Here is a 22,070-nt window from a genome sequence, read left to right as displayed (position 1 = left end):
ATGGCGCGCCCTACGCTCACCTATCGCAAACCGCAGCTGGGGCGCGATTACTGGGTCATGGATAACATCCTGCCGAACGCGGAGGAAGTGGCCCAGCGCTGCTTCGCCCGCGAGGACTGGGAGCTCGGCGCGCCGCACCGCCCGGAACCATGGCCCGGCATGCGCAGCAAGGGCGCGCTGCTGCCGGACGAACTGGCGCAGGTGGAAGCCTGGGTCAAGAAAGTCACCGGCGCGAAAAAGCTGTGGCAGGAAGCCACGCCGTCGGGCAGCACGCTCAATCACAACTACGTGCAGCTGGTGGGCGGCATCGAGTCCGGCCCGCGTCCGCATACCGATTCGCTCAAGCTGTGCCGCTACGCGGCGGTGATCTACCTGTCGCCCGAGCCGCTGCCGGAGGCCGGCACCTCGTTCTACCGCCTGCGCTATCCGGACGGCACGCTGGGCGGCAATTACTGCAGCCCGCCGCACGCCAACCTGCGCGAAGCGCTGGGCGTCACCAGCCTGCCGCCGCAGGCCTGGCATGAAGAACACCGCGTCGACAACCGCTTCAACCGCATGCTGCTGTACCGCGCCAACATGGTGCACTCGGCCAGCGGCTACTTCGGCTGCGACCATGACGACAAGCGCATGACCGCAGTCTTCTTCTGGATGGCCTGAGCCCTTACTGCGTCACGATCTTCGACAGCACCGTGAAAGCGGCGCCGGTCTGGTTCTGCTCCAGCAGGATGGTCAGCTCGGTGTAGGTGCAGATCATGTTGACCAGGTTGATCTTGTCCCACGCCAGCTGCTTGAGGATTGCATGATAGATGCCGGGCGTGCGGCTGGTGTCCGGATTCAGATGCAGCGTCACCGCGTTCAGGTTGTCCTGCCGCGCCAATAGCCGCTCGTTGGCGAACACCTCCTCCACCATCCCCGTCAGCACCCGGCTGCAAATCACCATCACCTCATTGACGCCGCGCGTGACGGTGACGAAGGCGCCGCGCATCGGCTCCGCCTTGGACAGCAGCTGGCGGTGGCATTCGTTGATGCTGTCCGAATAGCGGTAGGTGTACTCGGTCAGCTCGGTGCGCGTGGTCAGTTCGCCGGTCTTCTGCGCCAGCGCCATTTCGTGGCGGCTCACCTCCGGCAGGCGCTCGGCCACGCGGCGCAGCGCCATCACCACCGCCGCCTGGCCGACCGGTTTCCACATATCGCTTTCAAGCTGCGGCTGCAGCTGGCGCGCCAGTTCCGACAGGTTGATCAAATTGCGCCGCAACCCTTCCGTGAGAAAGGACGACTCCATGACGATGCGTTCTACTTTGGTAGCAATCGACAGCATACAAGCTCCCCCTGTCCGCGCGCCGGCGGACAAAAACAAAACAGATAGCAGGCGCTGGGCCGTGCAGCACGCCGTGGTCGGCGGCGGCGCGGCGACGCGATCCCCGGCCGCCGTCCCGGGTGGGGTGCGGCGGCTGACTGGATGCGGCAAGCGGTGTTAAATGGAGACTAGGCTAAAGCGGGGGCGGCGCCGTGGTGTGAGCGGCGCGCAGTGCGCGGGCGGAACTGACGTTGTGCGTTGGGTGTGCGGTCATTTTCTTCTTCCTGTGGTTCCCGTTGCGCTTATTACCAAGGGTCGTGCCCTGCGCTTTTTATATGCCAGTCACGAATGTTATTTGCGCTGGCGTCAACTAGTTTAATTCGCAATATTAGAACTCTGCAACCACGATTTGCTGAATTTTTGGGCATTGTGTTGTGAAGCCACCGAAAATAGAGCTCAGCATCTACTTCGTTGTTGATATAAGACAAACCCCGTCTATCGTGCGCGTTGTAGCCGCGCGCATCTGGTATGCAGCGCGATTTTTGCTCCCCTTGCGCATCGTTCGGTGCCTCGTGGAATTGTCTAAATTCGGACATTTTTTTATTCCGTGACTAATTTTCCAAGTTTTTTGACTTCGTGATCTCGACAGGAATAGTGTCGCCCCTACTCGCCGTTTTGCCTCAAAAAAAACGCTGTCCGGTCATCGCCGGCACGGCGCTGGGAACGCCGGGTTGGCCACTATCCCGGCCAAGGCTGCACCACGCGAAAACACACAGACCCCATGGAGAAGAGATGACTTTACGTAAGACCCTACTTGCTGCTTCCATCGTCGCCGCACTGCCGATGATGGCGTCCAACGCAGCCCAAGCGGCGGCACAGCTGATGTCCGCACCGGTGGCCCAGGCCTCTCCACAAGAGAGCGCCGGGCTGGTGGCCAAACTCGCCGCACTGGACAACCAGCGCGGCCTGAGCGCAGACCACAGCTTCCGCATCGCCAGCCAGCATCCCGGCGTGATCGGCGAGAAGATCACCCGCGCCAACCACACGTACAAAGGCTTGCGCGTGTTCGGTTCGGAATCGGTGGTCGTCACCAACGACGCCGGCGACATCGTCAGCGAATCGGTGGCGGACCGCCGCGCCAAGCTGGACGCGCCTGCCGCATCGGCTGGCGGCCGCACGAGCACCATCGCACAAGCCGACTGGACCCCGACGCTGAGCACCACCGACGCCATCGCGCAAGTGGTCAAGGCCGTCGCGCCGACCGGCACCCACCGCTGGGAGCCGAAAGCCGAACTGCTGATCTATCCGGTGATGAAATCGGTGCGCGTGGCCTCGGCCCTGAACAAGTCCGAATCGGCGCTCAACGCCACGGACCTGGAAGAAGTGGTCGACCACTATGAGCTGGCCTACTACGTGCAGACCCGCATGGCCGACAAGGGCAAGCTGGTCTACTTCGACACCATGGTCAACGCCAAGACCGGCGCCGTGATCGCCCAGTGGAAGGCGCTGCAAACCGTGGTCGGCACCGGCAACAGCCAGTACAACGGCGCCGTGCCTATCCAGACCTCGCAGTCGGGCAGCACCTACAAAATGCTGGACTCCACGCGCGGCACCGGCGGCACCTACGGCGGCATGGCGATCACCAACGCCAACCACAGCTCGGCCAACAACCCGAACGCCGGCAGCATCTACACCAACACCACCAACACCTGGGGCGACGGCCAGCAGTACATCAACGGCGGCAGCACCACCAACGCCAACGGCCAGACCGCCGCGGTCAACGCGCTGTGGGGCTTGATGAACACCTACGACGCGCTGAAAAACGTGCTGGGCTGGCAGTCGCTGGACGGTAACAACACCGCCACCTACATCGCTGCCCACGTCGACACCCAGTACGACAACGCCTTCTTCGAACCTGGCTGCAAGTGCATGTACATCGGCGACGGCTCCAGCTTCTACAGCCTCGGTTCGATCGACGTGATCGGCCACGAGATGTCGCACGGCGTCACCGACGCCACCTCCAACCTGACCTACTCCGGCGAATCGGGCGGCTTGAACGAATCGAACTCGGACATCGGCGGCGAGATGGTGGAAGCCTACGCCCGCAACGGCGGCACCGGCAACGTGATCCCGGCATCGGGCAACGACTGGATGATGGGCAAGGAGATCAGCAAGTCCGGCCAGCCGCTGCGCTGGATGTACAAGCCGAGCAAGGACGGCGGCAGCCCGGACGCATGGAGCAGCACGATCAAGAACCTCGACGTGCACTACTCCAGCGGCCCTAACAACCGCATGTTCTACTTCCTGTCGCAAGGTTCGAACGCCAGCTCGTCGAGCGACTACTACTCGAAATACCTGGTCAAGAGCCCTGCCGCCATGACCGGTATCGGCAACGACAAGGCGTTCCGCATCTGGTTCAAGGCGCTGACCACCAAGTTCACCTCATCGACCAACTACGCCGATGCCCGCACCAAGGTACTGGCCTCGGCGACGGAGCTGTATGGCGCCGGTTCGAAAGAAGTCATCGCCGTGACGCGCGCTTATGCGGCCATCAACGTCGGCGCCGACGTCGACGAAGCACCGGCACCGGGCGGCGTGTCGATCACGACCCAGCCGGCCAACGTCACCGTGGCGGCCGGCGCGACCGCGTCGTTCAGCGTGGGCGCCACCGGCGGCACCGCACCTTACAGCTACAAGTGGTACCGTAACGGCGCCGCCATCTCCGGCGCCACCTCGGCCACCTACTCGCTGACGGCGCAAACCGCCGACAACGGCGCGGTGTTCAACGCCGTGGTCAGCGACTCGTCGTCGCCGGTCAAAACCGCCACTTCGGGCAACGCCACGCTGACCGTCGGCTCCGGCGGCGGCGGCACCGAGCGCGTCACCAACGGCGGCTTCGAATCGGGCGCCACCGGCTGGAGCGGCACCACCGGCGTGATCGGCAACTACAGCGGCCAGACCGCCTACGAAGGCAGCAAGTTCGCCTGGCTGGGCGGGAACGGCACCACCGCCAGCGAAACCATCACCCAGGCTGTGACGATCCCTTCGACCGCCACCTCGGCCACGCTGACCTTCGCGCTGCACATCGACACCGCTGAAACCGATCCTACCGCTTACGACAAGCTGGTGGTCACGGTGAAGAACAGCGCCGGTTCGGTGCTGAGCACCCTGGCCACGTACAGCAACGTGAACGCCGCCAGCGGCTATCAGGTGCGCACCTTCAACCTGAGCGCGTACAAAGGCCAGACCGTGACGCTGTCGTTCGCAATGACGGAAGACTCGTCGCTGCAAACCTCGTTCGTGGTGGACAAGGTCAGCCTGATCACCCAGTAAGCTGAAGTAACGCAGCCCCGCCTGACCCGACGGGGCTGTTTTTTTACGGGGGCGGCAGCCCGTCTGCCGCCTCGTTTTTTTTGGCTGATCGAATGTTTAAGGCAGTACGCATGCAATGCAGTTCCATCTCCAAGTGCAGGGTGGGCCGTCCGGCCCGCAAACCATAGCGATAGACGCCGCCAGCGAGGCCGAAGCGATCCGCCAGGCGGCGCGCAACGGCTGGCGCGTGCTGGCCATCGGCAGTACCGAATCCACCGGTGCGGGGGCGAGCGCGCCCACGCGCCTGAGCAAGCAGCCCTTCCCGCTGCTGCAATTCAGCCAGGAGCTACTGGCCCTGCTCGAAGCAGGCCTGAACCTGAGCGAGGCCACCGCCACCTTGCTGAACAAGGAAACCCGCAGCGGCGCGCGCGCCACGCTGGCCGCCATCCAGCGCTCGCTGCAACAGGGGAAAAGCTTCTCCGACACGCTGGCCGACTTCCCCGCCGTCTTCCCCGATCTGTATGTCGCCACCGTGCACGCGGCCGAGCGCTCGGGCAATCTGCCGGAGGCGCTGGCGCGCTTCGTCGGCTACCAGTTGCAGTTCGACGCCATCCGCAAGAAGCTGGTCTCGGCCGCCATTTATCCGACCATGCTGCTGGTGGTGGGCACGCTGGTCACGCTGTTCCTGATGGGCTATGTGGTGCCCAAGTTCAGCGTGGTGTACGAAAGCTCGGGGCGCGAAATCCCTTGGGCCTCGCAGCTGCTGCTGTCCTTCGGCCAGACGCTGGCCGCGCATCCGTGGCTGTGCGCCGGCGCGCTGGGCGCGGTGGTGCTGGGCGTGGTGCTCGGCCTCGGTAACGCCGCCATGCGCAAGCGCCTGGTGCTGGCCATCCTGCGCCTGCCGGTGCTGTCGGCCAAGGCTGCCGAATTCCGCCTGGCGCGTTTCTACCGCGCGCTGTCGCTGCTGCTGCATGCGGGCATACCGCTGTCGAAGGCGCTGGCGATGACCAACGCCATGCTGCTGCCCGAGCAGCAGGTGCAACTGGTGCAGACGCGCCGCGCGGTCGAACAGGGCCTGCCGTTTTCCACCGCGCTGGAACAGAACGCGCTGGCCACGCCGGTGGCGCAATCGCTGCTCAAGGTCGGCGAGAACACCGGCCGCCTGGGCGACATGCTTGAGCGCTCAGCCAAATTCCACGACGAAGAATTCGCCCGCTGGGTGGACTGGGCCTCGCGCCTGCTCGAACCTGTGTTGATGACGCTGATCGGCGTAGTGATCGGCGGCGTTGTCGTATTGATGTACATGCCGATCTTCGAATTGGCGGGGAGCCTGTCATGAACGCACGCGAACCGGCTGTGCTCAGCCCCGAGATGCTGCACGGCGCGCGCAGCGCCGCGCTGGCGCAGGGCCGCCCGACGATGGCGGTGCTGCAGGAAGCCAGCGGCCTGACGCCGGAAGAGCTGACGCGCCAGCTGGCCGCCCTGTTCTGCTATCCGGCCTGGCCGATGAGCAAACTGCAGGCGGCGCTGCCGGCCTTCGACCTGCTGTCCTACACCGACTGCGCGCAGCGCGACTGCGTGCTGCTGCGCGACGCCGACGGCGCCGACGCCGGTACTGCGGTGCTGGTCATCGGCAATCCCTTCGCCGAGGATACGCTGCAATGGGCCGGCTACGCGATCGGCTGCGCCTACACGGTGGCGCTGGCGCATCCCGACGACCTGACCGCCTACCTGGTGCAGCAGGAGAGCGTGCAGCAAGCCATGCAGGACATGATGGAGGACGGCAGCCACGGCGAGCTGGCGGACCTGGACCAGACCATCGAGGACATCTCGCTGATACGCATCAGCGAAGACAGCAGCCCGGTGGTCAAGCTGGTCAACTCGACCATCTACGACGCGCTGAAGTTCCAGGCCAGCGACATCCACCTCGAATGCGACGCCGCCAGCCTGGTCATCAAGTACCGCGTGGACGGCGTGCTGGTACAAGCCGGCACGGTGCAGGGCCTGCAGATGGCGGAGCAGATCATCTCGCGCATCAAGGTGCTGGCGGAACTGGACATCGCCGAGCGCCGCGTGCCGCAGGACGGCCGCTTCAAGGTGCGAGTCAAGGGTAGCGAGATCGACTTCCGCGTCTCGATCATGCCCAACATCTTCGGCGAGGATGCGGTGCTGCGGCTGCTGGACCGGCGCGCGCTGACCGAGGCCGCCGCCGCGCTGCGCCTGGAAAGCCTGGGCCTGAACGACGACGCCATCGTGCAGATACGCCGGCTGGCCGCCAAGCCGCACGGCATGCTGCTCGTCACCGGGCCTACCGGCTCCGGCAAGACCACCACGCTGTACGCCGCCATCACCGAGATCAACACGGGCCGCGACAAGATCGTCACCATCGAAGACCCGGTCGAATACCGGCTGCCACGCGTGCTGCAAATTCCCGTCAACGAAAAGAAGGGCCTGACCTTCGCGCGCGGGCTGCGCTCCATCCTGCGCCACGATCCGGACAAGATCATGATCGGCGAAATCCGCGACGACGAAACCGCGCAGATCGCGGTGCAGGCTTCGCTGACGGGGCACCTGGTGTTCACCACCGTCCACGCCAACAACGTGTTCGACGTGGTGGGCCGCTTCCTGCACATGGGCGTGGACCCGTACAGCTTTGCGGCGGCGCTGAACGGCATCGTGGCCCAGCGCCTGCTGCGCCTCAACTGCGAGCATTGCGCGGTGGACGTGGCGCCTGACCCGCAAGACCTGGCCGACAGCAGTCTGACCGCCGACGCCGTGCGCGACTGGCGCTTCAAGGCAGGCAGCGGCTGCGGCCATTGCCGGGGCACCGGCTACAAGGGCCGCAAGGCCGTGGCCGAGGTGCTGATGCTGAACGACGCGATGCGCGAAATGATCTGCACCCGTGCGCCGGTGAGCCGCATGAAAGAGGAAGCCGCGACCATGGGCTTCCGGCTGGCGCGCAGCGCCGGGCTGGATCTGGTGCGGCAGGGAGAAACGACTTTACTGGAGCTCAATCGTGTCACTTACTGAACGCTTTGCCCCGCTGGCCAAACTGGCATCACTGGCCGCGCAGGCGCCGCTGACTCAGCGCCGCCTGCGCGTGCTGCTGTCGCCGCAGCAGCTCTTGTGCGTGGTCCGTCACGGCAAGCGGCTGGTCGAAGGCAGCGCGCAGCAGATCGCCGTTGCCGGCGCAGGCGCGGGCGGCCACTGGCAGGCCAGCCTCGATGCGCTGCGCACGCTGTTGCAGCAGCCGGCCATCGCTGCCGCCAGGCTGCCACTGGAAATCAGCCTGTCGGGTCGCTGGAGCCAGCTGGTGCTGGCACCGTGGAGCGACGCGCTGCTATCCGAAGCATCGGCCGGCCGCTTCCTGCAAACGCAGCTGGCGGCCCTGTACGGCGACAACACGCGCGGTTGGAGCGTGGTCGGCGACGACGCGCCCTACGGCCATACGCGCCTCGTCTGCGGCGTCGACAGCACGCTGCTGCAAGCCCTGAAGGACGTGGCGGCCGAATGCGGCCATGCGTGCCGCGTGATCGAGCCGCTGCTGGGCACAGCGCTGCGCACGATGGAGGCTCAGCGGCAGCAAGGGTGGCGGCGGGCACGCAAGGACGGCAAGGGCGCGGATACGCCCTCCGGCGCGCTGGCGCTGGTCGAACCCGGCCGCATCACCATGGCGGCGTTGCGCGACCAGCGCATCGTCGCGATCCAGTCACAGCCCGCCAGCGACGCATGGCGGCTCGAACTGCCGCAAGCCTGGCAGCGCTGGACCTTGCGCGCACCGGAGCTGGCGGGCGTCGCGACCGTCGCAGTAACGGACCTGAGCGCGCTACCGCCTGCCTTGGCGCCGTCCGCCGCGCTGCATCTGGTGCCGGAGGCGCTGCCATCGCGCTTCGTGCTGACAACCAATCCGTTCGGCGAGCCCGCCATCGTCACCGGACCGGTAGCCCAACAGCCTGCGCCCGCAGCAGCGCCGGAGGTGGCAGCATGACGCGCCTGAACTTCCTGCCGCGCGCCGCGCAGCCCACCGGCTGGCGTCTTGCCCTGCTGGCCATCGGCGTGCTGATGCTGCTGCCGGCCGCAGGCAACTGGATCTCGCAACTGCAAACCGTACGCAGGTTGGAAGCACGGTTGGACGCCCAATCGGCCGCCGACCAACCTGCGCGGCTGACACGCCCCGCACTGGCGCCCGCACAACAGCACGAGCAGGACTTGCAAGTGAAGGCAGTAGCCGAAGCAGTCCGCCAGCTCAACCTTCCGGTAACGCGACTGATAAAAGCCATCGTCGCACCGGCCGACGTACGCGTCGCCCTGCTGGCCCTGGACCTCAACGGCCAACCACCACAGGACAGCGCCGAAACCACCACGCCCTCCGGCGCGCTGAAAATCGCAGCCGAAGCGGAGACCGCGCAAGACATGATCAACTACCTGGCCTTCCTCAACCAGCAGCCGATGTTCCGCTCCGTGTACCTGGTCAAGCACGAGATGGCGGCAGGCGCTGGTGACCGGCCCTATCACTTTCAGCTGGAGGCCCAATGGCGGCAATGAAATCCGGCGCGCTGCCCAAGCTGAAGCTCGCGCCCAACCTCGTCCCCAGGCTCGCGTGGCAAACGCGCCGCCTGCTGCGGCAGACCGGTCCCGGCGCGGTGGCAGGCATCGCCTGCGCGCTGCTGGCCGTGCTGGCGCAATGGCACGCAACGCAGCTCGACCAGCGCCAGGCAGCGCTGACGCAACAGCTCAACGCCGCCGCACGCGCAGCGGCCATGCCGCATCCGGTGGCACCGACCGCCGCCAATGGCGTAGCGGCCTTCTACTCCTATCTGCCCGCGCACGACCTGATTCCCGACCAACTCAAGGAACTTGTCCGAGTGGCACAGCAAAACGGTATCGCGCTTAACAAGGCTGAATACAAGCCCGAGATGGACAGCAAGGCCGGCTTCCTGCGCTACCGCATCACGCTGCCCGTCAAATCCGACTACGCGAGCGTACAAGGCTTCATCATCGGCGCGCTGCAAGCGCTGCCGACGCTGACGCTCGACTCGGTCGCCTTCAAGCGCGATCAGATCGAGTCCGGCGACATCGAGGCCCGCATCCAGTTCGTGCTGCTGGTGCGGCAGGAGACGCGTCGATGAGAAAAATCGTCATCGGCGCCGCTGCCGCCGCCACGCTGATCGCAGCGTGGTTCGCGCCCGACCAGGACGGCGGCGTAGTCGGCCCGGCAGCCGCCACCACGCGCGAAGCCGATCCGGTGCCCGCAACGCCCGCACCACAGGTCGCCGCCCCTGCCGCTCCCATCGCCATGGTCGCGCCACCAGCCAACGCGGATGGCATCGACCTGCAAATCCATCCCCGCGTGGCCGACGACGAGATGGGCAATGTCTTCGCCAAACAAAGCTGGGCGCCGGAAGCGCCGAAGAAAGTCATGCAGGAACAGGCGCCGCAGGTGGCGCAACAGGCCAGCGCCCCATCCGGCCCGCCAGCCCTGCCCTTCCAGTTCCTGGGCCGCTTCACGGACGAAGGCAAGACCGCCTACTTCCTGCAAATCGACGGCCAGAACGTCGTCGCCCGTCCCGGCGAAAAGGTCAACGACAGCTACCTGCTCGACAGCGTCAGCGGCAATACGATGAACTTCGTCTACCTGCCGCTCAATCAGAAACAAACCTTAGTCGTAGGGGACACCAATTGAAATCCACCGTACACCGCCTGCACATCCTGGCCGTCACGCTGCTGCTGACCGCCTGCGCCGGCAGCCAGACCTTCAAGGAAGGCAACGCCCTGCTGGACGCAGGCCAGGTCGACCTGGGCCTGTCCAAGCTGGAACAGGCATCGCGCGAGGATCCGCACAACGCCGAGTACCGCATCGTACTGCTGAACCGCAAACTCAAACTGGTCAACGCCATGAACAACCGCGCCGACGCGCTGCGCCTCAAAGGCATGGCCGCCGAAGCCGGCGCCCAGTACGAGCAGGCGCTGACCATCGATCCAGCCAACCAGGTGGCGCGCCAGGGCCTTGCAGCGCTGGCGCAGGACCAACGCCACCAGAAGGTCATGGGCGAGGCTGACGCATTGCTCCAGCGCGGCGGCGAAGCGAACCTGGCGCAGGCGCAGGAGATGCTGCGTCCATTGCTGGTGGAGCGCCCGAATCAGCGCGAACTGCTGCGGCTCAAAACCCAGATCAACGACGCCCAGACCCGCCTGCGCCCCGCTGCAGGAAGGCTCACGGCAGCCTACCGCAAGCCGGTAACGCTGGAGTTCCGCGACGCGCCCATGCGCGCCGTGTTCGATTTCATCAGCAAGGTATCGGGCCTGAACTTCGTGTTCGACCGCGACGTCGATCCCAACCTGCGCGCCACCATCTCGGTGCGCGACACCAGCATCGAAGAAGCCATCGGCATGCTGTTGAGCGCCAACCAGCTGGAGCAAAGCATCACCGGCGACCGCTCCATCACCATCTACCCGAACAACCCGCAGAAGCAGAAGGACTACCAACAGCTGCTGGTGCGCAGCTTCTTCCTCGCGAACTCCGACGTGAAGACGGTGGCCTTCTCGCTCAAGACACTGCTGAAGGCGCGCGACATCGTCACCGATGAACGCATCGGCACCATCATCATGCGCGACACACCGGAGATGATACGTATGGCCGAACGCATCATCGCCGTGCAGGACGTGGCCGACCCCGAAGTGATGCTGGAAGTGGAAGTGCTGGAAGTGAAGCGCTCGCGCATCCAGGAGCTGGGCGTCAGCTGGCCGGACAGCGTCGGCCTTACCCTGCTGGGCAACGGCGCGTACGGCGCGCTGAACGTGGGCGACCTGCGCAAGATCAACGGCGCCAATATCGGTCTGGGTTTCGGCAAAGTCACCATCAACGCCAACAAGAACGACACCGACAGCAATATCCTCGCCAATCCGCGCATCCGCGTGCGCAACAAGGACAAGGCCAAGGTGCTGATCGGCGACCGCGTGCCGGTCATCACCGTCACCACCAACAACGGCGTCAGCTCGGACAGCGTGAACTACGTGGACGTGGGCCTGAAGCTGGACGTGGAACCCAACGTCTACCTGGATGACGAAGTGGCGATCAAGATCAATCTGGAAGTCAGCAGCGTGGTCAAGGAGATCGTCAGCAAATCCGGCACCCAGGCCTACCAGATCGGCACCCGTAGCGCGGCGACCGTGCTGCGCCTGAAGGATGGCGAGACCCAGGTGCTGGCGGGACTCATCAACGACGAGGACCGCACCACCGCCAACAAGATACCCGGCGTGGGCGAGCTGCCGGTGCTGAGCCGCCTGTTCGGCAGCCAGAAGGACGATTCGACCCGCAGCGAGATCGTGCTGTCGATCACGCCGCGCGTGCTGCGTTCCATCCGCAGGCCGGAGCTGTCGGCGGCCGAGTTCAACTCCGGCACCGAGACCGACATCGGCGGCCGCAGCCAGATCGGCACGACGCTGGCGGCGGTTCCCGATACGGCTGCGGACATGGCGCCCACCCCGCGCGACACCGCGCCGGCGCTGGCTCCCGCGACATCGGCGATGAGCGGCGGTTCGGGCATGACCGGCGGCGGCGATGCGCCTCTCACGCCCCCCACCAAGCCTGAACCGGTCAATCCCAAGCCTTACACGCCGCCGAAGAAAGGCCAGTAACCATGCTGCGCAAGGCTCCACGCGGTTTCACCTTCATCGAGTTGATGATTACGCTGTCCATTCTCGCCACGCTGGCGATGGTGGCGGCGCCGATGGCGCAGGTGGCGCTGCAACGCGAGAAGGAGCACCAGCTACGCACCGCGCTGATCGAAATCCGCGAAGCCATCGACGCCTACAAGCGCGCCGCCGACAATGGCCGCATCAAGCTGTCCATGGGCGATTCCGGCTATCCAAAAAAACTGGAAGACCTGGTCACCGGTGTGCAGGACCAGCGCAGTCCGCGCAAGCAGAATATGTACTTCCTGCGCCGCATCCCACGCGATCCGTTTGCACCGGACGAAGGCAATGGCAACGGCTTCGCCAGCAGCGCCGCCAGCGGTGGCTGGGCTGTGCGCTCATATGCATCGCCGCCGGACAATCCATCCGAAGGCGAGGACGTATTCGATGTCAGCTCCCGCTCCGCCAAGCTGGGATTGAATGGCATCCCCCTCAAACAATGGTGACGCCATGAAGCACAACAAGGGATTCACGCTGGTCGAACTGCTGGTGGTGCTGGCGATAATCTCGCTGCTGCTCACCATCGCGCTGCCGCGCTATTTCAGCTCGGTCGACAAATCGAAGGAAGTCGCGCTGAGGGAGAACCTGCAAGTGCTCCGCAGCGGCATCGACAAGTACTACGCCGACAAGGGCGAGTACCCGGCGGCGCTGGCGGACCTGGTCGCGCAGCGCTACTTCCGCAAAGTGCCGCTGGACCCGGTGACGGAATCGGCAACCACCTGGCAGTTGCTGCCTTCCGCCGACGCCGAGAAACCTGGCGTGGCCGACATCCGCAGCGGCGCCAAAGGAAAGACCCGCGATGGCATCCCGTTCGAACAGCTCTAGGCGCCAGCGCGGCTTCGCCTACCTGTGGACACTGATGCTGGTGGCCTTCATGGGCGTGGGCCTGACCATCGCCGCAGGCCTGTACACGACCGCCATGCGGCGCGACAAGGAGCGCGAGCTGCTGTTCATCGGCCACGAGTTCCGTCACGCGCTGGAGAGCTACACCAAGGCCAATGGCGCCGGCCAGTATCCGCTGACGCTGGACGAGCTGCTGAAAGACCCGCGCTTCCCCGCCGCCAAACGCCACCTGCGCCGCCTGTACAACGACCCCGTCACCGGCAAGCCGGATTGGGTGCTGGTGCAGCAGCAGGGCCGCATCGTCGGCATCCGCTCGGCCTCCACGCAGCGCCCCGTCAAGCAGGATAACTTCGACGACGACGACGCCGGCCTGGCAAAGAAGACCCGTTACGCCGACTGGGTGTTCACCTACCCGTACGACCTGTTCGCGGTGCAGCTGACCGCCGAAGCGAAACGCTGACTTGTTGCCAACTTGTTGATATAAGACAGAACCTCCCACCCCTCCCCGCTCTAGCGTGATTCATCCGCCACGCGGAATCGGCGACATCATTCGATGCCAGCTGGAATGATCGAAATTGGGAGGACGAAATGATCCTGCGTACACGCCTGCTAACCGTCACCACCGCCGTCGCCGCAGCGACGTCAATGATGGCCGCCACCGCGACGCTCGCGGCAGACAAACTGATGGCCCCACCGGTCAACACGCTCTCGCCGCAGCAAAGCTCCGGACTGGTGGCCACGCTGACGGCGATGGACGCCGCGCACGGCCTGGCGCCGGATCTGAGCTTCCGCCTCAGCAGCCTGCATCCGGGCGTGGTGGGACAGAAGATCGTCCGCGCCCAGCATACCTACAAGGGCTTGCGCGTGTTCGGTTCGGAGTCGGTGATTGTCACCAACGCCGCCGGCAGCATCGTCAGCGTCTCGGCATCCGACCGGCGCAATAAACTGGGGACCGGCCTCGCGCCCTCCGCCGTCTCCGACCTGGTGCCGACGCTGAGCGCCAACGACGCCATCACCGTCGCGGTCAATTCCATCGCGCCGCGCGGCACGCATCGTTGGGAACCCACTGCGGAACTGCTGCTCTACCCCATCGTGAAAACGGAGCGGGTGCCGTCGGCGGCCGGCAAGCCGGAGTCGGAACTCAATGCGCTGGACCTGCAGGAAGTGGTGGAGCGCTACGAGCTGGCCTACTACGTCAAGCTGCGCCTGGCACTGGACGGCAAGCCGCTCTACTACGACACCGTCGTCAACGCCAAGGACGGCAACATCATCGCGCAGTGGCAGGCACTGAAAACGGTGGTCGGCACCGGCAACAGCCAGTACAACGGCGTGGTGCCGATCAATACGTCGCAGTCCGGCGGCGGCTACCAGATGCTGGACGATACGCGCGGCACGGGCGGCAAGTACGGCGGCATGGCGATCACCAACGCCAACCACAGCTCGGCCAACAATCCCGACCCGGGCAACATCTACACCAACAGCACCAACACCTGGGGCGACGGCCAGCAATACATCAACGGCGGCAGCACCACCAACGCCAACGGCCAGACCGCCGCGGTCAACGCGCTGTGGGGCCTGATGAACACCTACGACACCAACAAGAACGCGCTGGGCTGGCATTCGCTGGACGGGAACAACACCGCCACCTACATCGCCGCCCACGTCGACACCCAGTACGACAACGCCTTCTACGACGACAGCTGCAAGTGCATGTACATCGGCGACGGCGACAGCTTCTACAGCCTCGGCTCCATCGACGTAATCGGCCATGAGATGTCGCATGGCGTCACCGCATCGACGGCGGACCTGGTCTACTCCGGCGAATCCGGCGGTTTGAATGAATCGAACTCCGACATCGGCGGCGAGATGGTGGAAGCCTACGCGCGCAACGGCGGCACCGGTACCACGATCCCGGCCAGCGGCAACGATTGGATGATGGGCAAGGAGATCAGCAAGTCCGGCCAGCCGCTGCGCTGGCTGTACAAGCCGAGCAAGGATGGCCGCAGCCCCGACGCCTGGAGCAGCTCCATCAAGTACCTGGACGTGCACTATTCCAGCGGACCCAATAACCGCATGTTCTACTTCCTTTCGCAGGGTTCCAGCAGCGACCCTGGCTCCGACTACTACAGCAAATACCTGGTGAAGAGCCCCGCCGCGATGACGGGCATAGGCAGCGACAAGGCTTACCGCATCTGGTTCAAATCGCTGACCACCAAGTTCACCTCATCGACCAACTACGCTGATGCGCGCTCCAAGGTGCTGGCGTCGGCGCAGGAGCTGTATGGCGCCGGCTCGAAAGAAGTCATCGCCGTCACGCGTGCTTATGCGGCGATCAACGTCGGCGCGGACGTCGATGAATCCACCACCGGCGGCAGCGACGTCACGATCACCACGCAGCCGGCCAACGTCACCGTCGCGCCAGGCGCCACCGCATCGTTCAGCGTGGGCGCCAGCGGCGGCACGCAGCCTTACAGCTACAAGTGGTTCCGCGATGGATCGGAAATCGCCGGCGCCAACGCGCCTGCCTACTCGCTGACGGCGCAGGCCTCCGACAACGGCGCAACGTTCAACGCCGTCGTCAGCGACGCATCGTCGCCGGTCAAGAGCGCCACGTCGGCCAAGGCCATGCTCACCGTCAGGAGCGGCGGCGGCACCGATCTTGTCACCAACGGCGGCTTCGAGAACGGCACCACCGGCTGGCGCGGCACCACCGGCGTGATCGGCGACTTCGAAGGCCAGTCCCCGTACGAAGGCACGCGCTACGCCTGGCTAGGTGGCAATGGCCGCATCGCGGTCGAGACCCTGACCCAGTCCGTGACGATCCCCGCGAGCGCGGCGTCGGCAACGCTGACCTACGCGCTGCATATCGACACCGATGAGGTCAAGCCCTTCCCCTACGACAAACTGACGGTGACGGTGAGAAGCAGCACCGGCTCGGTGCTGCGCACACTGGCGACGTACACCAACCTGGATGCCGCCGACGGCTACCAGATCCGCACCTTCGACCTGTCCGCCTACAAGGGACGGACGGTGACGCTGTCGTTCATCATGCGGGAGGACCGCAGCAAGCAGACCTCCTTCGTTCTCGACAACGTCAGCCTGATTGCGCAGTAGGCGGTGGAGGTCAGCGCAGGCTGACGAACACCGGGTTCGAATAGAACCACAGGCTGCGGTAGTTGCGGTCGTTGATGTCGTTGAAGCGCGCCGTGTTATCGGCGGTGCCGGTGCGCTGGTCGGCCAGCGGTTCGCCGTCCTGGGTCAGGCCGGCGACATCGGTGCCGAGGTTGGTGCCGCGCAGGCGGTAGTACTGGTTCTTGCTGGCGGTGGTTTCGTAGCTGATGCTGAAGTAGCCGTCCGCATCGACCTTCCAGTCCGCGCTGGTGAAGCGCTTCACCACGCGCGTGCTGGCGTTGGTGGCGATGCTGTAGGCGGCGCTGCCCGGCGCGGCCTTGGCGCCCACGTCGCCGACGATCAGGTCGACGTGGTCGACCACCGGCTTGACGTTGGCGGCGGTGCCGCTGTCCACCGGCTTCTCGTAGTTGTTCCTGGCCGGCGACTTGAAGCGGATCGTGATCGTCACCTTGTCGCCGCTGACGACCTTCAGCTCCCCGCCCATCTCCTTGCGGTCATCCTTGCTGGCCAGGTTGAAGTCCAGCGCGTTGATCAGATCCCCGTAGACCGAGAACATTTTGCCGGAGCGCAGACCTTGCAGCAGATCCTTCGCGGCCGGCTTGCCCTGTGCGCCGTTGAAGACATAGTTCTTCGCATACTCGCCGGGGAAGTAGCCGCTGCTGCTGTTGCCGACGATTTTGAAGTGCGTGTCCGAATCGGTCAGGTTCCAGATGCGGCGCCCTTCGCCGAGCAGCGCATCCCACACGCCGCCCACCTTGGCGACGACGTAATCGACGCCGCCGTATGCACGCAGCGGCGCGTTCTCCGGCGTGTAGGCGGCCGTGTAACCGCCGCGATCCGGCTCCATCTGATTACCGACCATGCCTTCGATGGCGAACACGATATTCGGTGCGATGTCGTTGAAGCGACGGAAGTCGTCCACGGTGTAGCTGCCCTTGTTTCGCGACGGGTGGTTGACCACGGCGTAGCTGGTGTCCGGGTAATTGTCCTTCAGCCAGCTGATCGCCTTCAGCGCGTCATCGGCGGTGGCGTTGTAGCGGGAGGTTCCGTATTTGGACTTCCATGCGGCGACATCGGCGGCATCGAACAGCGCCGGGTCGCGGGTGGTGAACAGGTACTCGAACTCCTTCATGCCCCTGGTGCTGGAGGCCAGCTTGTCGCCGCCCTCGAACAGGCCGATGCCGATATGGTCGTGGGTCGGCATATCCCATTCGAAGCCGGAGAAGATCAGTTTGTCGGCGTAGCTGCCTGCCGCCTGCAAGGCCTGCACGCGCGGGATCTCGTAGCGCTCCACGCCGGTCGACAGCGGGATCGCCGCAGGAAGCGCCGCCCCCTTCTCGTCACGCGACGACAACCGCAGGTGGTTGCTGACGGCCATCCAGTCCAGGCCATAGGTGGTGAAGGCCTTGGTCAGCACCTTGTCCAGCGTCTGGGTGATGTCCGTGTCCGGCGACTGGGTGGTGTGGGTGTGCAGGTCGCCGGCGATCCAGCGGCCGCTTGGCACAGGTGGCACGACGACGGCTGCGGGCTGGTCGCCGCCGCAGGCGACAGCGGTCAGCGCGATGGCAATGGCGGTTGGAATCAGCAATTGGCGGGGGCGAAAAATAGGGGCAAACGACATGATAGACAAGTCCTGAAGTGGATGCAGAATTCGGCACACTAGCATCGGCGTATTACCTGTTTGTGACTTGGCCGCGCGGGCAAAACTGTTATGATCGTCGGCTAGCGCAGACACCAGATCCGTGCGGCCACGCAAATCAATTCAGGGATATAAAAATGACTATTGGCGGAAAAACCATAGAAGAGGCACTGGCCTCCTTGTCCAACATGACCGCAGGCGCGGTCCCTATCGGCAAGGACGAGCATCTCCAGCGCCTGGCGCGCGCGCAGGCTTACATGCGCGATCAGGGCATCGCCGCCATCTACGTCAACGCCGGTTCCAACATGACCTACTTCACCGGCACCAAGTGGCACGCCAGCGAACGCATGGTCGGCGCCATCCTGCCGGCCAGCGGCGCGGTCGAGTACATCGCTCCTGCTTTCGAAGAGAGCACGCTGAAGGACTTCATGGTGGTCGAGGGCAGCGTCAATACCTGGCATGAGCACGAGAGCCCGTACCAGCTGTTCGTCGATACGCTCAAGCGCATGGGCATCGCGCCTGCCGCAGCGGGCGGCGTAGCGCCGCGCATCGGCATTTGCGAAAGCGCGGCCTTCTTCATCTACGACGGCATCCGTCCGCTGGCCGAAGGCTACGCGCTGGAGAACGCGCGCCAGGTCACGGCGCACTGCCGCACCCGCAAGTCCGCCAATGAAATCGCGCTGATGCAGCGCGCCAAGGACATGACGCTGGCCGTGCATGTAGCCACCGCCAGCATGCTGCGCGAAGGGATCACCACGGTCGAAGTGGAAGAGTTCATCAACCGCGCGCACCGCAAGGTCGGCGCGTCCGGTTCGTACTTCGTGATCGTGCTGTTCGGCGAAGCGACCGCCTATCCGCACGGTGTGAGCTATGTGCAAACGTTGCAAGCCGGCGACACTGTGCTGATCGATACAGGCTGCAAACTGCACAACTACATTTCCGACATCACGCGCACCTATGTGTACGGCGAAATCAGCGAGCGTCAGCGCTCGGTGTGGAACAGCGAGAAGGCGGCGCAGCTGGCGGCGTTCGCAGCGGCGCAGCTGGGCGTGCCGTGCGAGCAGGTGGACATGGCCGCGCGCCGTTCGCTGGAGGCGGATGGTTTCGGTCCCGGCTACAAGCTGCCAGGCCTGCCGCACCGCACCGGCCACGGCATCGGTCTGGATATCCACGAGTGGCCGTATCTGGTCGGCGGTGACAAGACGCCGCTGGACGTGGGCATGTGCTTCTCGAACGAGCCGATGATCTGCATCCCCGGCGAATTCGGCGTGCGCCACGAGGACCATTTCTACATGACCGAGAACGGCCCGAAATGGTTCACCGAACCGGCGCACAGCATTGACGATCCGTTCGGCTTGCGCGCTTGATCCTTCGCAAGCAAGGTAATACTATGTTTGACGGCTGCTTTTCAGCGGCCTAGTCTTACATGGTATTACTTTGATTGGAGGAATCATGGAGACAGAAGCGACCATACGCCGACAGGGAAATTCCGTTGGAGTAGCTCTGCCGCCGGCCATATTGCGCCTCATGGGCTTCTCCGTGGGTCAGACCGTATCGCTGCAAGCGACACCGGACGGCTTGCTCATCAAGGCAAAACGCACGCGCCCGACGGCTGCGGAACTCAATGCCCAGTGCGATCTCAAAGCGCCCATGCCCGACGATCTTCAGGCATGGGAAAACATGCGTCCAACAGGTTCCGAGCGATGAAGCGGCGCTGCCCCAGGCAGGGCGAAATCTATTTGATTTCCATGGACCCGACGGTAGGAACGGAGATCCACGGTATGCGGCCGGCACTGGTGCTGTCCAATTCGGAATCCAACAAACAGGGCCGCGTTTTGATGGCGCCGATTACCCAAGGCGCCAACATCGACAGGGTTCGCGGATGGGCGACCAGCTTGATGGGTACAGGCACCAGAACACAAGGCGCAGCGATCGTCAACCAGGCGCGCTTTCTCGACTATGCTGCGCGCAAGGCCAGGTTCGTCGAGGACACGCCTGCGGAAGTGACGGAAGACGCCATGGCCAGGCTACAGGCGGCGCTGGAGGCAGAAACGGGAGATTGAGCGATTCCCTATTTCTGCGCGCGCTTGAGCCGCCGGTAGAAGTACAGCGGCGCGGTGACGTGCAGGACGTCGCCGGCGGAGCGGATCACGATGCGGTTGGAGTCCCAGCGCATCCAGCGTGGCCCCTTGTGGTGGAAGATGCGCCCTTCGCCGGTTTCGCCGGCAGGGATGAAGCCGAACTGCTGCACGCGGCCCATGAATGCCGTCTCGCCCGCCGCGCTCACGGTGCCGCGCACCGGAAGGCAGGTCAGCAACGACGGCAGTTGCCCAATGACGCTGCCGATGAGTATATGCCGCACCATCTCGTTCGGCATCCATCGGTTCAACAGCAGGCCGGCCGCCAGACATCCGGCCAATATGCACCCCCACACCGTCCAGTCGCGCGCGCTGAGCAGCGGGTTGTAGCCTATCGATTGCTTGTGAAAAGTCTGCGCCATGTCTGCTGCCCTGTCGTGAGAAGTAGCCAGCATTCTGCGCCGACGCGCCGGGAAAATCCAGTCCCCGGCGCCATTGTTATCTCAGCTGTGCTTCAGACGAATTCCATCACTTCCCGCAGCGGCTTGCGCACTTTCTGCGGCCAGTTGCCGGCGGCGGCGTAGCCGATCGACAGCAGCATGACCGGCACGTCGGCCTCTCCCAGGTTGAATTCGCGTTTCACGCCGACGGCATCGAATCCGCTCATGGCGCTGCTGGCCAGGCCCATGCCCTCGGCGGCCAGCATCATCGTCATCGCCGCCAGCGAACCGGAACGCAGCGCCTCGTCCCGCTGCAACTGCGGATTGCCGGGGTGCGTGTCTTGCGCCATGCCGACCCACACATCGGCGACCGTCTGCGGCATGATCCCGGCGTCGACCGATGGCTTCAATGCCTGCGGCAGGCCTTCGTGCGCGGCCAGTGTGCCGACGATGATGAAGGTGACCGGCGCATCGGCCACCTTCTGCTGGCCGAAGGCGACCGCCTTCAGGCGCTCCTTCGCCTGCGGCGTGCGCACCGCAATGAATTTCCAGTTCTGGAAATTGTAGGCCGACGGCGCCAGCGTCGCCATGCGCACCAGCTCGGAGATGTCGGCATCGCTCAGCGCACGGCCGGCGTCGAAGCGATTGGCGGAGATGCGCGATTCGATCAGGTGTTTGACGTTCATTTGGTTCTCTCCATGGTTGGTTGAGGTGTGCGTATCAGCGGCGCTGCGCGGAGGCCCGCTGCACCGCCAGGATGCTGGCCAGCACCGTGGCCAATCCGGCCAGCGACAGGCCGCTCATCGCCTGCCCGAGCAGGGCCCAGCCCAGCACCACCGCGACCAAAGGGCTCAATAGCCCCAGCGAGGACACCGCCACCGGCGACAAGCGGGCGATCCCGCGGAACCACAGGGCATAGGCCAGCAGCGCACCGGCCAACGACAGGTAGGCATAGCCCAGCACCTGCACCGCGCCGAGCGCCGGCAGCGGTGGATCGACCAGCACGGCCAGCGGCGCGAGCATCAGGCCACCAAGCAGCAGCTGCCAGCCGGTCAGGGCCAGCACCGGCAGTTCGCTGCGCCAGCGGCGCGTCAGATAAGTGCCGGCCGCCATGCAGGCCGCACCGGCCAGCGCCGCCACGATGCCGGCCGCGTCCCAGGCCGCGCCGGGCGAGAGCAGCAGCACCGCCATCCCCAGCACGCCCATCACGCCGGCGCCCACGGCCAGCCGCGCCGGCGGACGCCGCTCCAGCAGCCAGGCCAGGCCCATGACCAGCAGGGGCTGGATCGCGCCGACCACCGCCGCCAAGCCACCGGGCAGGCGGTAGGCCGCGATGAACAACAGCGCCTGGAAAAAGCCGATATTCAACGCCGACAGGACCACCAGCCGCCCCCATTCGGCGCGCGGCGGCAGGCGTCCAACAAAAATCAGCAGCAGCACGCCGGCCGGCAGGGTGCGCAGCAGCGCCGCGATGAAAGGCCGGTCCGGCGGCAGCAGCTGGGTAGTGACGATATAGGTCGATCCCCAGATGGCCGGCGCCAGCGCGGTGGTCAGCGTGGTGATCAGGGACGATGTCGTGCTTTTCTCGCTCATGGCATTTGTCTCGACTTCAAGATAAAATGGAAGTCTGATCA

General features: G+C 65.0%; 21 protein-coding genes. 16 read left to right on the top strand and 5 right to left on the bottom strand.

Annotation, left to right across the window (positions count from 1 at the left end):
* On the top strand, positions 1-657 hold the full coding sequence (locus GEV02_RS20415) for a DUF6445 family protein (protein WP_152839804.1): 657 nt from the start codon (positions 1-3) through the stop codon (positions 655-657).
* Positions 658-661: 4 nt separating this feature from the next.
* Here the strand turns inward: GEV02_RS20415 and GEV02_RS20410 are convergent, their stop codons facing one another.
* Positions 662-1,318: a hypothetical protein gene (locus tag GEV02_RS20410; RefSeq protein WP_008452237.1), complete on the bottom strand. Its 657-nt coding sequence runs from the start codon at positions 1,316-1,318 to the stop codon at positions 662-664.
* 771 nt (positions 1,319-2,089) lie between these two features.
* Between GEV02_RS20410 and GEV02_RS20405 the strand changes: the two genes are divergently transcribed.
* From GEV02_RS20405 to GEV02_RS20350, 12 genes are all read left to right on the top strand, one after another.
* Positions 2,090-4,630, top strand: coding sequence for a M4 family metallopeptidase (locus GEV02_RS20405; RefSeq protein WP_152839803.1), 2,541 nt, complete (start codon positions 2,090-2,092; stop codon positions 4,628-4,630).
* A gap of 115 nt (positions 4,631-4,745) precedes the next feature.
* The gene (locus GEV02_RS20400) at positions 4,746-5,948 is read left to right on the top strand and encodes a type II secretion system F family protein (protein WP_152839802.1); all 1,203 of its coding nucleotides are present in this window, start codon (positions 4,746-4,748) and stop codon (positions 5,946-5,948) included.
* On the top strand, positions 5,945-7,639 hold the full coding sequence (locus GEV02_RS20395) for a GspE/PulE family protein (protein WP_152839801.1): 1,695 nt from the start codon (positions 5,945-5,947) through the stop codon (positions 7,637-7,639). The genes GEV02_RS20400 and GEV02_RS20395 overlap by 4 nt, the downstream gene beginning before the upstream one ends.
* Positions 7,626-8,597: a hypothetical protein gene (locus GEV02_RS20390; RefSeq protein WP_328595876.1), complete on the top strand. Its 972-nt coding sequence runs from the start codon at positions 7,626-7,628 to the stop codon at positions 8,595-8,597. The genes GEV02_RS20395 and GEV02_RS20390 overlap by 14 nt, the downstream gene beginning before the upstream one ends.
* A complete protein-coding gene (locus GEV02_RS20385) occupies positions 8,594-9,154 on the top strand; it encodes a hypothetical protein (RefSeq protein WP_152839800.1) in 561 nt (186 codons plus the stop codon). Before GEV02_RS20390 ends, GEV02_RS20385 begins: the two co-directional genes overlap by 4 nt.
* A complete protein-coding gene (locus tag GEV02_RS20380) occupies positions 9,142-9,738 on the top strand; it encodes a hypothetical protein (RefSeq protein WP_152839799.1) in 597 nt (198 codons plus the stop codon). The genes GEV02_RS20385 and GEV02_RS20380 overlap by 13 nt, the downstream gene beginning before the upstream one ends.
* On the top strand, positions 9,735-10,292 hold the full coding sequence (locus GEV02_RS20375) for a hypothetical protein (protein WP_152839798.1): 558 nt from the start codon (positions 9,735-9,737) through the stop codon (positions 10,290-10,292). The genes GEV02_RS20380 and GEV02_RS20375 overlap by 4 nt, the downstream gene beginning before the upstream one ends.
* Positions 10,289-12,247 (top strand): secretin and TonB N-terminal domain-containing protein, encoded by a 1,959-nt coding sequence (locus GEV02_RS20370; protein ID WP_152839797.1) that lies wholly within the window; start codon positions 10,289-10,291, stop codon positions 12,245-12,247. The genes GEV02_RS20375 and GEV02_RS20370 overlap by 4 nt, the downstream gene beginning before the upstream one ends.
* A gap of 2 nt (positions 12,248-12,249) precedes the next feature.
* Positions 12,250-12,750: a type II secretion system protein gene (locus GEV02_RS20365; RefSeq protein WP_152839796.1), complete on the top strand. Its 501-nt coding sequence runs from the start codon at positions 12,250-12,252 to the stop codon at positions 12,748-12,750.
* 4 nt (positions 12,751-12,754) lie between these two features.
* The gene (locus tag GEV02_RS20360; RefSeq protein ID WP_070272447.1) at positions 12,755-13,129 is read left to right on the top strand and encodes a type II secretion system protein; all 375 of its coding nucleotides are present in this window, start codon (positions 12,755-12,757) and stop codon (positions 13,127-13,129) included.
* Positions 13,104-13,607 carry a type II secretion system protein gene (locus tag GEV02_RS20355; protein WP_152839795.1) on the top strand — a complete coding sequence of 168 codons (504 nt, stop codon included), beginning with the start codon at positions 13,104-13,106 and terminating at the stop codon, positions 13,605-13,607. Before GEV02_RS20360 ends, GEV02_RS20355 begins: the two co-directional genes overlap by 26 nt.
* A 128-nt stretch (positions 13,608-13,735) precedes the next feature.
* Complete coding sequence (locus tag GEV02_RS20350; RefSeq protein WP_152839794.1) at positions 13,736-16,261, top strand: M4 family metallopeptidase; 2,526 nt, start codon at positions 13,736-13,738, stop codon at positions 16,259-16,261.
* Positions 16,262-16,271: 10 nt separating this feature from the next.
* Here the strand turns inward: GEV02_RS20350 and GEV02_RS20345 are convergent, their stop codons facing one another.
* A complete protein-coding gene (locus GEV02_RS20345; protein ID WP_152839793.1) occupies positions 16,272-17,900 on the bottom strand; it encodes a CehA/McbA family metallohydrolase domain-containing protein in 1,629 nt (542 codons plus the stop codon).
* A 155-nt stretch (positions 17,901-18,055) separates the two neighbouring features.
* Here GEV02_RS20345 and GEV02_RS20340 point away from each other — a divergent pair, with 155 nt between their 5' ends.
* The 3 genes from GEV02_RS20340 to GEV02_RS20330 all read left to right on the top strand — a co-directional run bounded on the left by GEV02_RS20340 (position 18,056) and on the right by GEV02_RS20330 (position 19,981).
* Complete coding sequence (locus GEV02_RS20340) at positions 18,056-19,285, top strand: M24 family metallopeptidase (RefSeq protein ID WP_152839791.1); 1,230 nt, start codon at positions 18,056-18,058, stop codon at positions 19,283-19,285.
* Positions 19,286-19,370: 85 nt separating this feature from the next.
* Complete coding sequence (locus GEV02_RS20335) at positions 19,371-19,625, top strand: AbrB/MazE/SpoVT family DNA-binding domain-containing protein (RefSeq protein ID WP_152839790.1); 255 nt, start codon at positions 19,371-19,373, stop codon at positions 19,623-19,625.
* Positions 19,622-19,981: a type II toxin-antitoxin system PemK/MazF family toxin gene (locus GEV02_RS20330; protein WP_152839789.1), complete on the top strand. Its 360-nt coding sequence runs from the start codon at positions 19,622-19,624 to the stop codon at positions 19,979-19,981. The genes GEV02_RS20335 and GEV02_RS20330 overlap by 4 nt, the downstream gene beginning before the upstream one ends.
* Before the next feature lie 8 nt (positions 19,982-19,989).
* On the opposite strand, the gene GEV02_RS20325 is transcribed toward GEV02_RS20330, so the two are convergent.
* From GEV02_RS20325 to GEV02_RS20315, 3 genes are all read right to left on the bottom strand, one after another.
* Positions 19,990-20,418 (bottom strand): hypothetical protein, encoded by a 429-nt coding sequence (locus GEV02_RS20325; protein ID WP_152839787.1) that lies wholly within the window; start codon positions 20,416-20,418, stop codon positions 19,990-19,992.
* Positions 20,419-20,510: 92 nt separating this feature from the next.
* On the bottom strand, positions 20,511-21,122 hold the full coding sequence (locus GEV02_RS20320) for a nitroreductase family protein (protein ID WP_152839786.1): 612 nt from the start codon (positions 21,120-21,122) through the stop codon (positions 20,511-20,513).
* Positions 21,123-21,156: 34 nt separating this feature from the next.
* Positions 21,157-22,029, bottom strand: coding sequence for an EamA family transporter (locus tag GEV02_RS20315; protein ID WP_152839784.1), 873 nt, complete (start codon positions 22,027-22,029; stop codon positions 21,157-21,159).
* Between the last annotated feature and the right edge of the window lie 41 nt (positions 22,030-22,070).

The organism is Rugamonas aquatica (assembly GCF_009380215.1).
Classification (GTDB): Bacteria; Pseudomonadota; Gammaproteobacteria; order Burkholderiales; family Burkholderiaceae_D; genus Rugamonas; species Rugamonas aquatica_B.
The sequence above is the reverse complement of the archived record's forward strand: the minus strand, read 5'-3'. Positions and strand labels throughout refer to the sequence as shown.

What these genes read in the sequence shown, in the direction of transcription:
- GEV02_RS20415 (WP_152839804.1), top strand. Translation starts at nt 1, where the DNA reads ATGGCGCGCCCTACGCTCACCTATCGCAAACCGCAGCTGGGGCGCGAT.
- GEV02_RS20410 (WP_008452237.1), bottom strand. Translation starts at nt 1,318, where the DNA reads ATGCTGTCGATTGCTACCAAAGTAGAACGCATCGTCATGGAGTCGTCC.
- GEV02_RS20405 (WP_152839803.1), top strand. Translation starts at nt 2,090, where the DNA reads ATGACTTTACGTAAGACCCTACTTGCTGCTTCCATCGTCGCCGCACTG.
- GEV02_RS20400 (WP_152839802.1), top strand. Translation starts at nt 4,746, where the DNA reads ATGCAGTTCCATCTCCAAGTGCAGGGTGGGCCGTCCGGCCCGCAAACC.
- GEV02_RS20395 (WP_152839801.1), top strand. Translation starts at nt 5,945, where the DNA reads ATGAACGCACGCGAACCGGCTGTGCTCAGCCCCGAGATGCTGCACGGC.
- GEV02_RS20385 (WP_152839800.1), top strand. Translation starts at nt 8,594, where the DNA reads ATGACGCGCCTGAACTTCCTGCCGCGCGCCGCGCAGCCCACCGGCTGG.
- GEV02_RS20380 (WP_152839799.1), top strand. Translation starts at nt 9,142, where the DNA reads ATGGCGGCAATGAAATCCGGCGCGCTGCCCAAGCTGAAGCTCGCGCCC.
- GEV02_RS20375 (WP_152839798.1), top strand. Translation starts at nt 9,735, where the DNA reads ATGAGAAAAATCGTCATCGGCGCCGCTGCCGCCGCCACGCTGATCGCA.
- GEV02_RS20365 (WP_152839796.1), top strand. Translation starts at nt 12,250, where the DNA reads ATGCTGCGCAAGGCTCCACGCGGTTTCACCTTCATCGAGTTGATGATT.
- GEV02_RS20360 (WP_070272447.1), top strand. Translation starts at nt 12,755, where the DNA reads ATGAAGCACAACAAGGGATTCACGCTGGTCGAACTGCTGGTGGTGCTG.
- GEV02_RS20355 (WP_152839795.1), top strand. Translation starts at nt 13,104, where the DNA reads ATGGCATCCCGTTCGAACAGCTCTAGGCGCCAGCGCGGCTTCGCCTAC.
- GEV02_RS20350 (WP_152839794.1), top strand. Translation starts at nt 13,736, where the DNA reads ATGATCCTGCGTACACGCCTGCTAACCGTCACCACCGCCGTCGCCGCA.
- GEV02_RS20345 (WP_152839793.1), bottom strand. Translation starts at nt 17,900, where the DNA reads ATGTCGTTTGCCCCTATTTTTCGCCCCCGCCAATTGCTGATTCCAACC.
- GEV02_RS20340 (WP_152839791.1), top strand. Translation starts at nt 18,056, where the DNA reads ATGACTATTGGCGGAAAAACCATAGAAGAGGCACTGGCCTCCTTGTCC.
- GEV02_RS20335 (WP_152839790.1), top strand. Translation starts at nt 19,371, where the DNA reads ATGGAGACAGAAGCGACCATACGCCGACAGGGAAATTCCGTTGGAGTA.
- GEV02_RS20330 (WP_152839789.1), top strand. Translation starts at nt 19,622, where the DNA reads ATGAAGCGGCGCTGCCCCAGGCAGGGCGAAATCTATTTGATTTCCATG.
- GEV02_RS20325 (WP_152839787.1), bottom strand. Translation starts at nt 20,418, where the DNA reads ATGGCGCAGACTTTTCACAAGCAATCGATAGGCTACAACCCGCTGCTC.
- GEV02_RS20320 (WP_152839786.1), bottom strand. Translation starts at nt 21,122, where the DNA reads ATGAACGTCAAACACCTGATCGAATCGCGCATCTCCGCCAATCGCTTC.
- GEV02_RS20315 (WP_152839784.1), bottom strand. Translation starts at nt 22,029, where the DNA reads ATGAGCGAGAAAAGCACGACATCGTCCCTGATCACCACGCTGACCACC.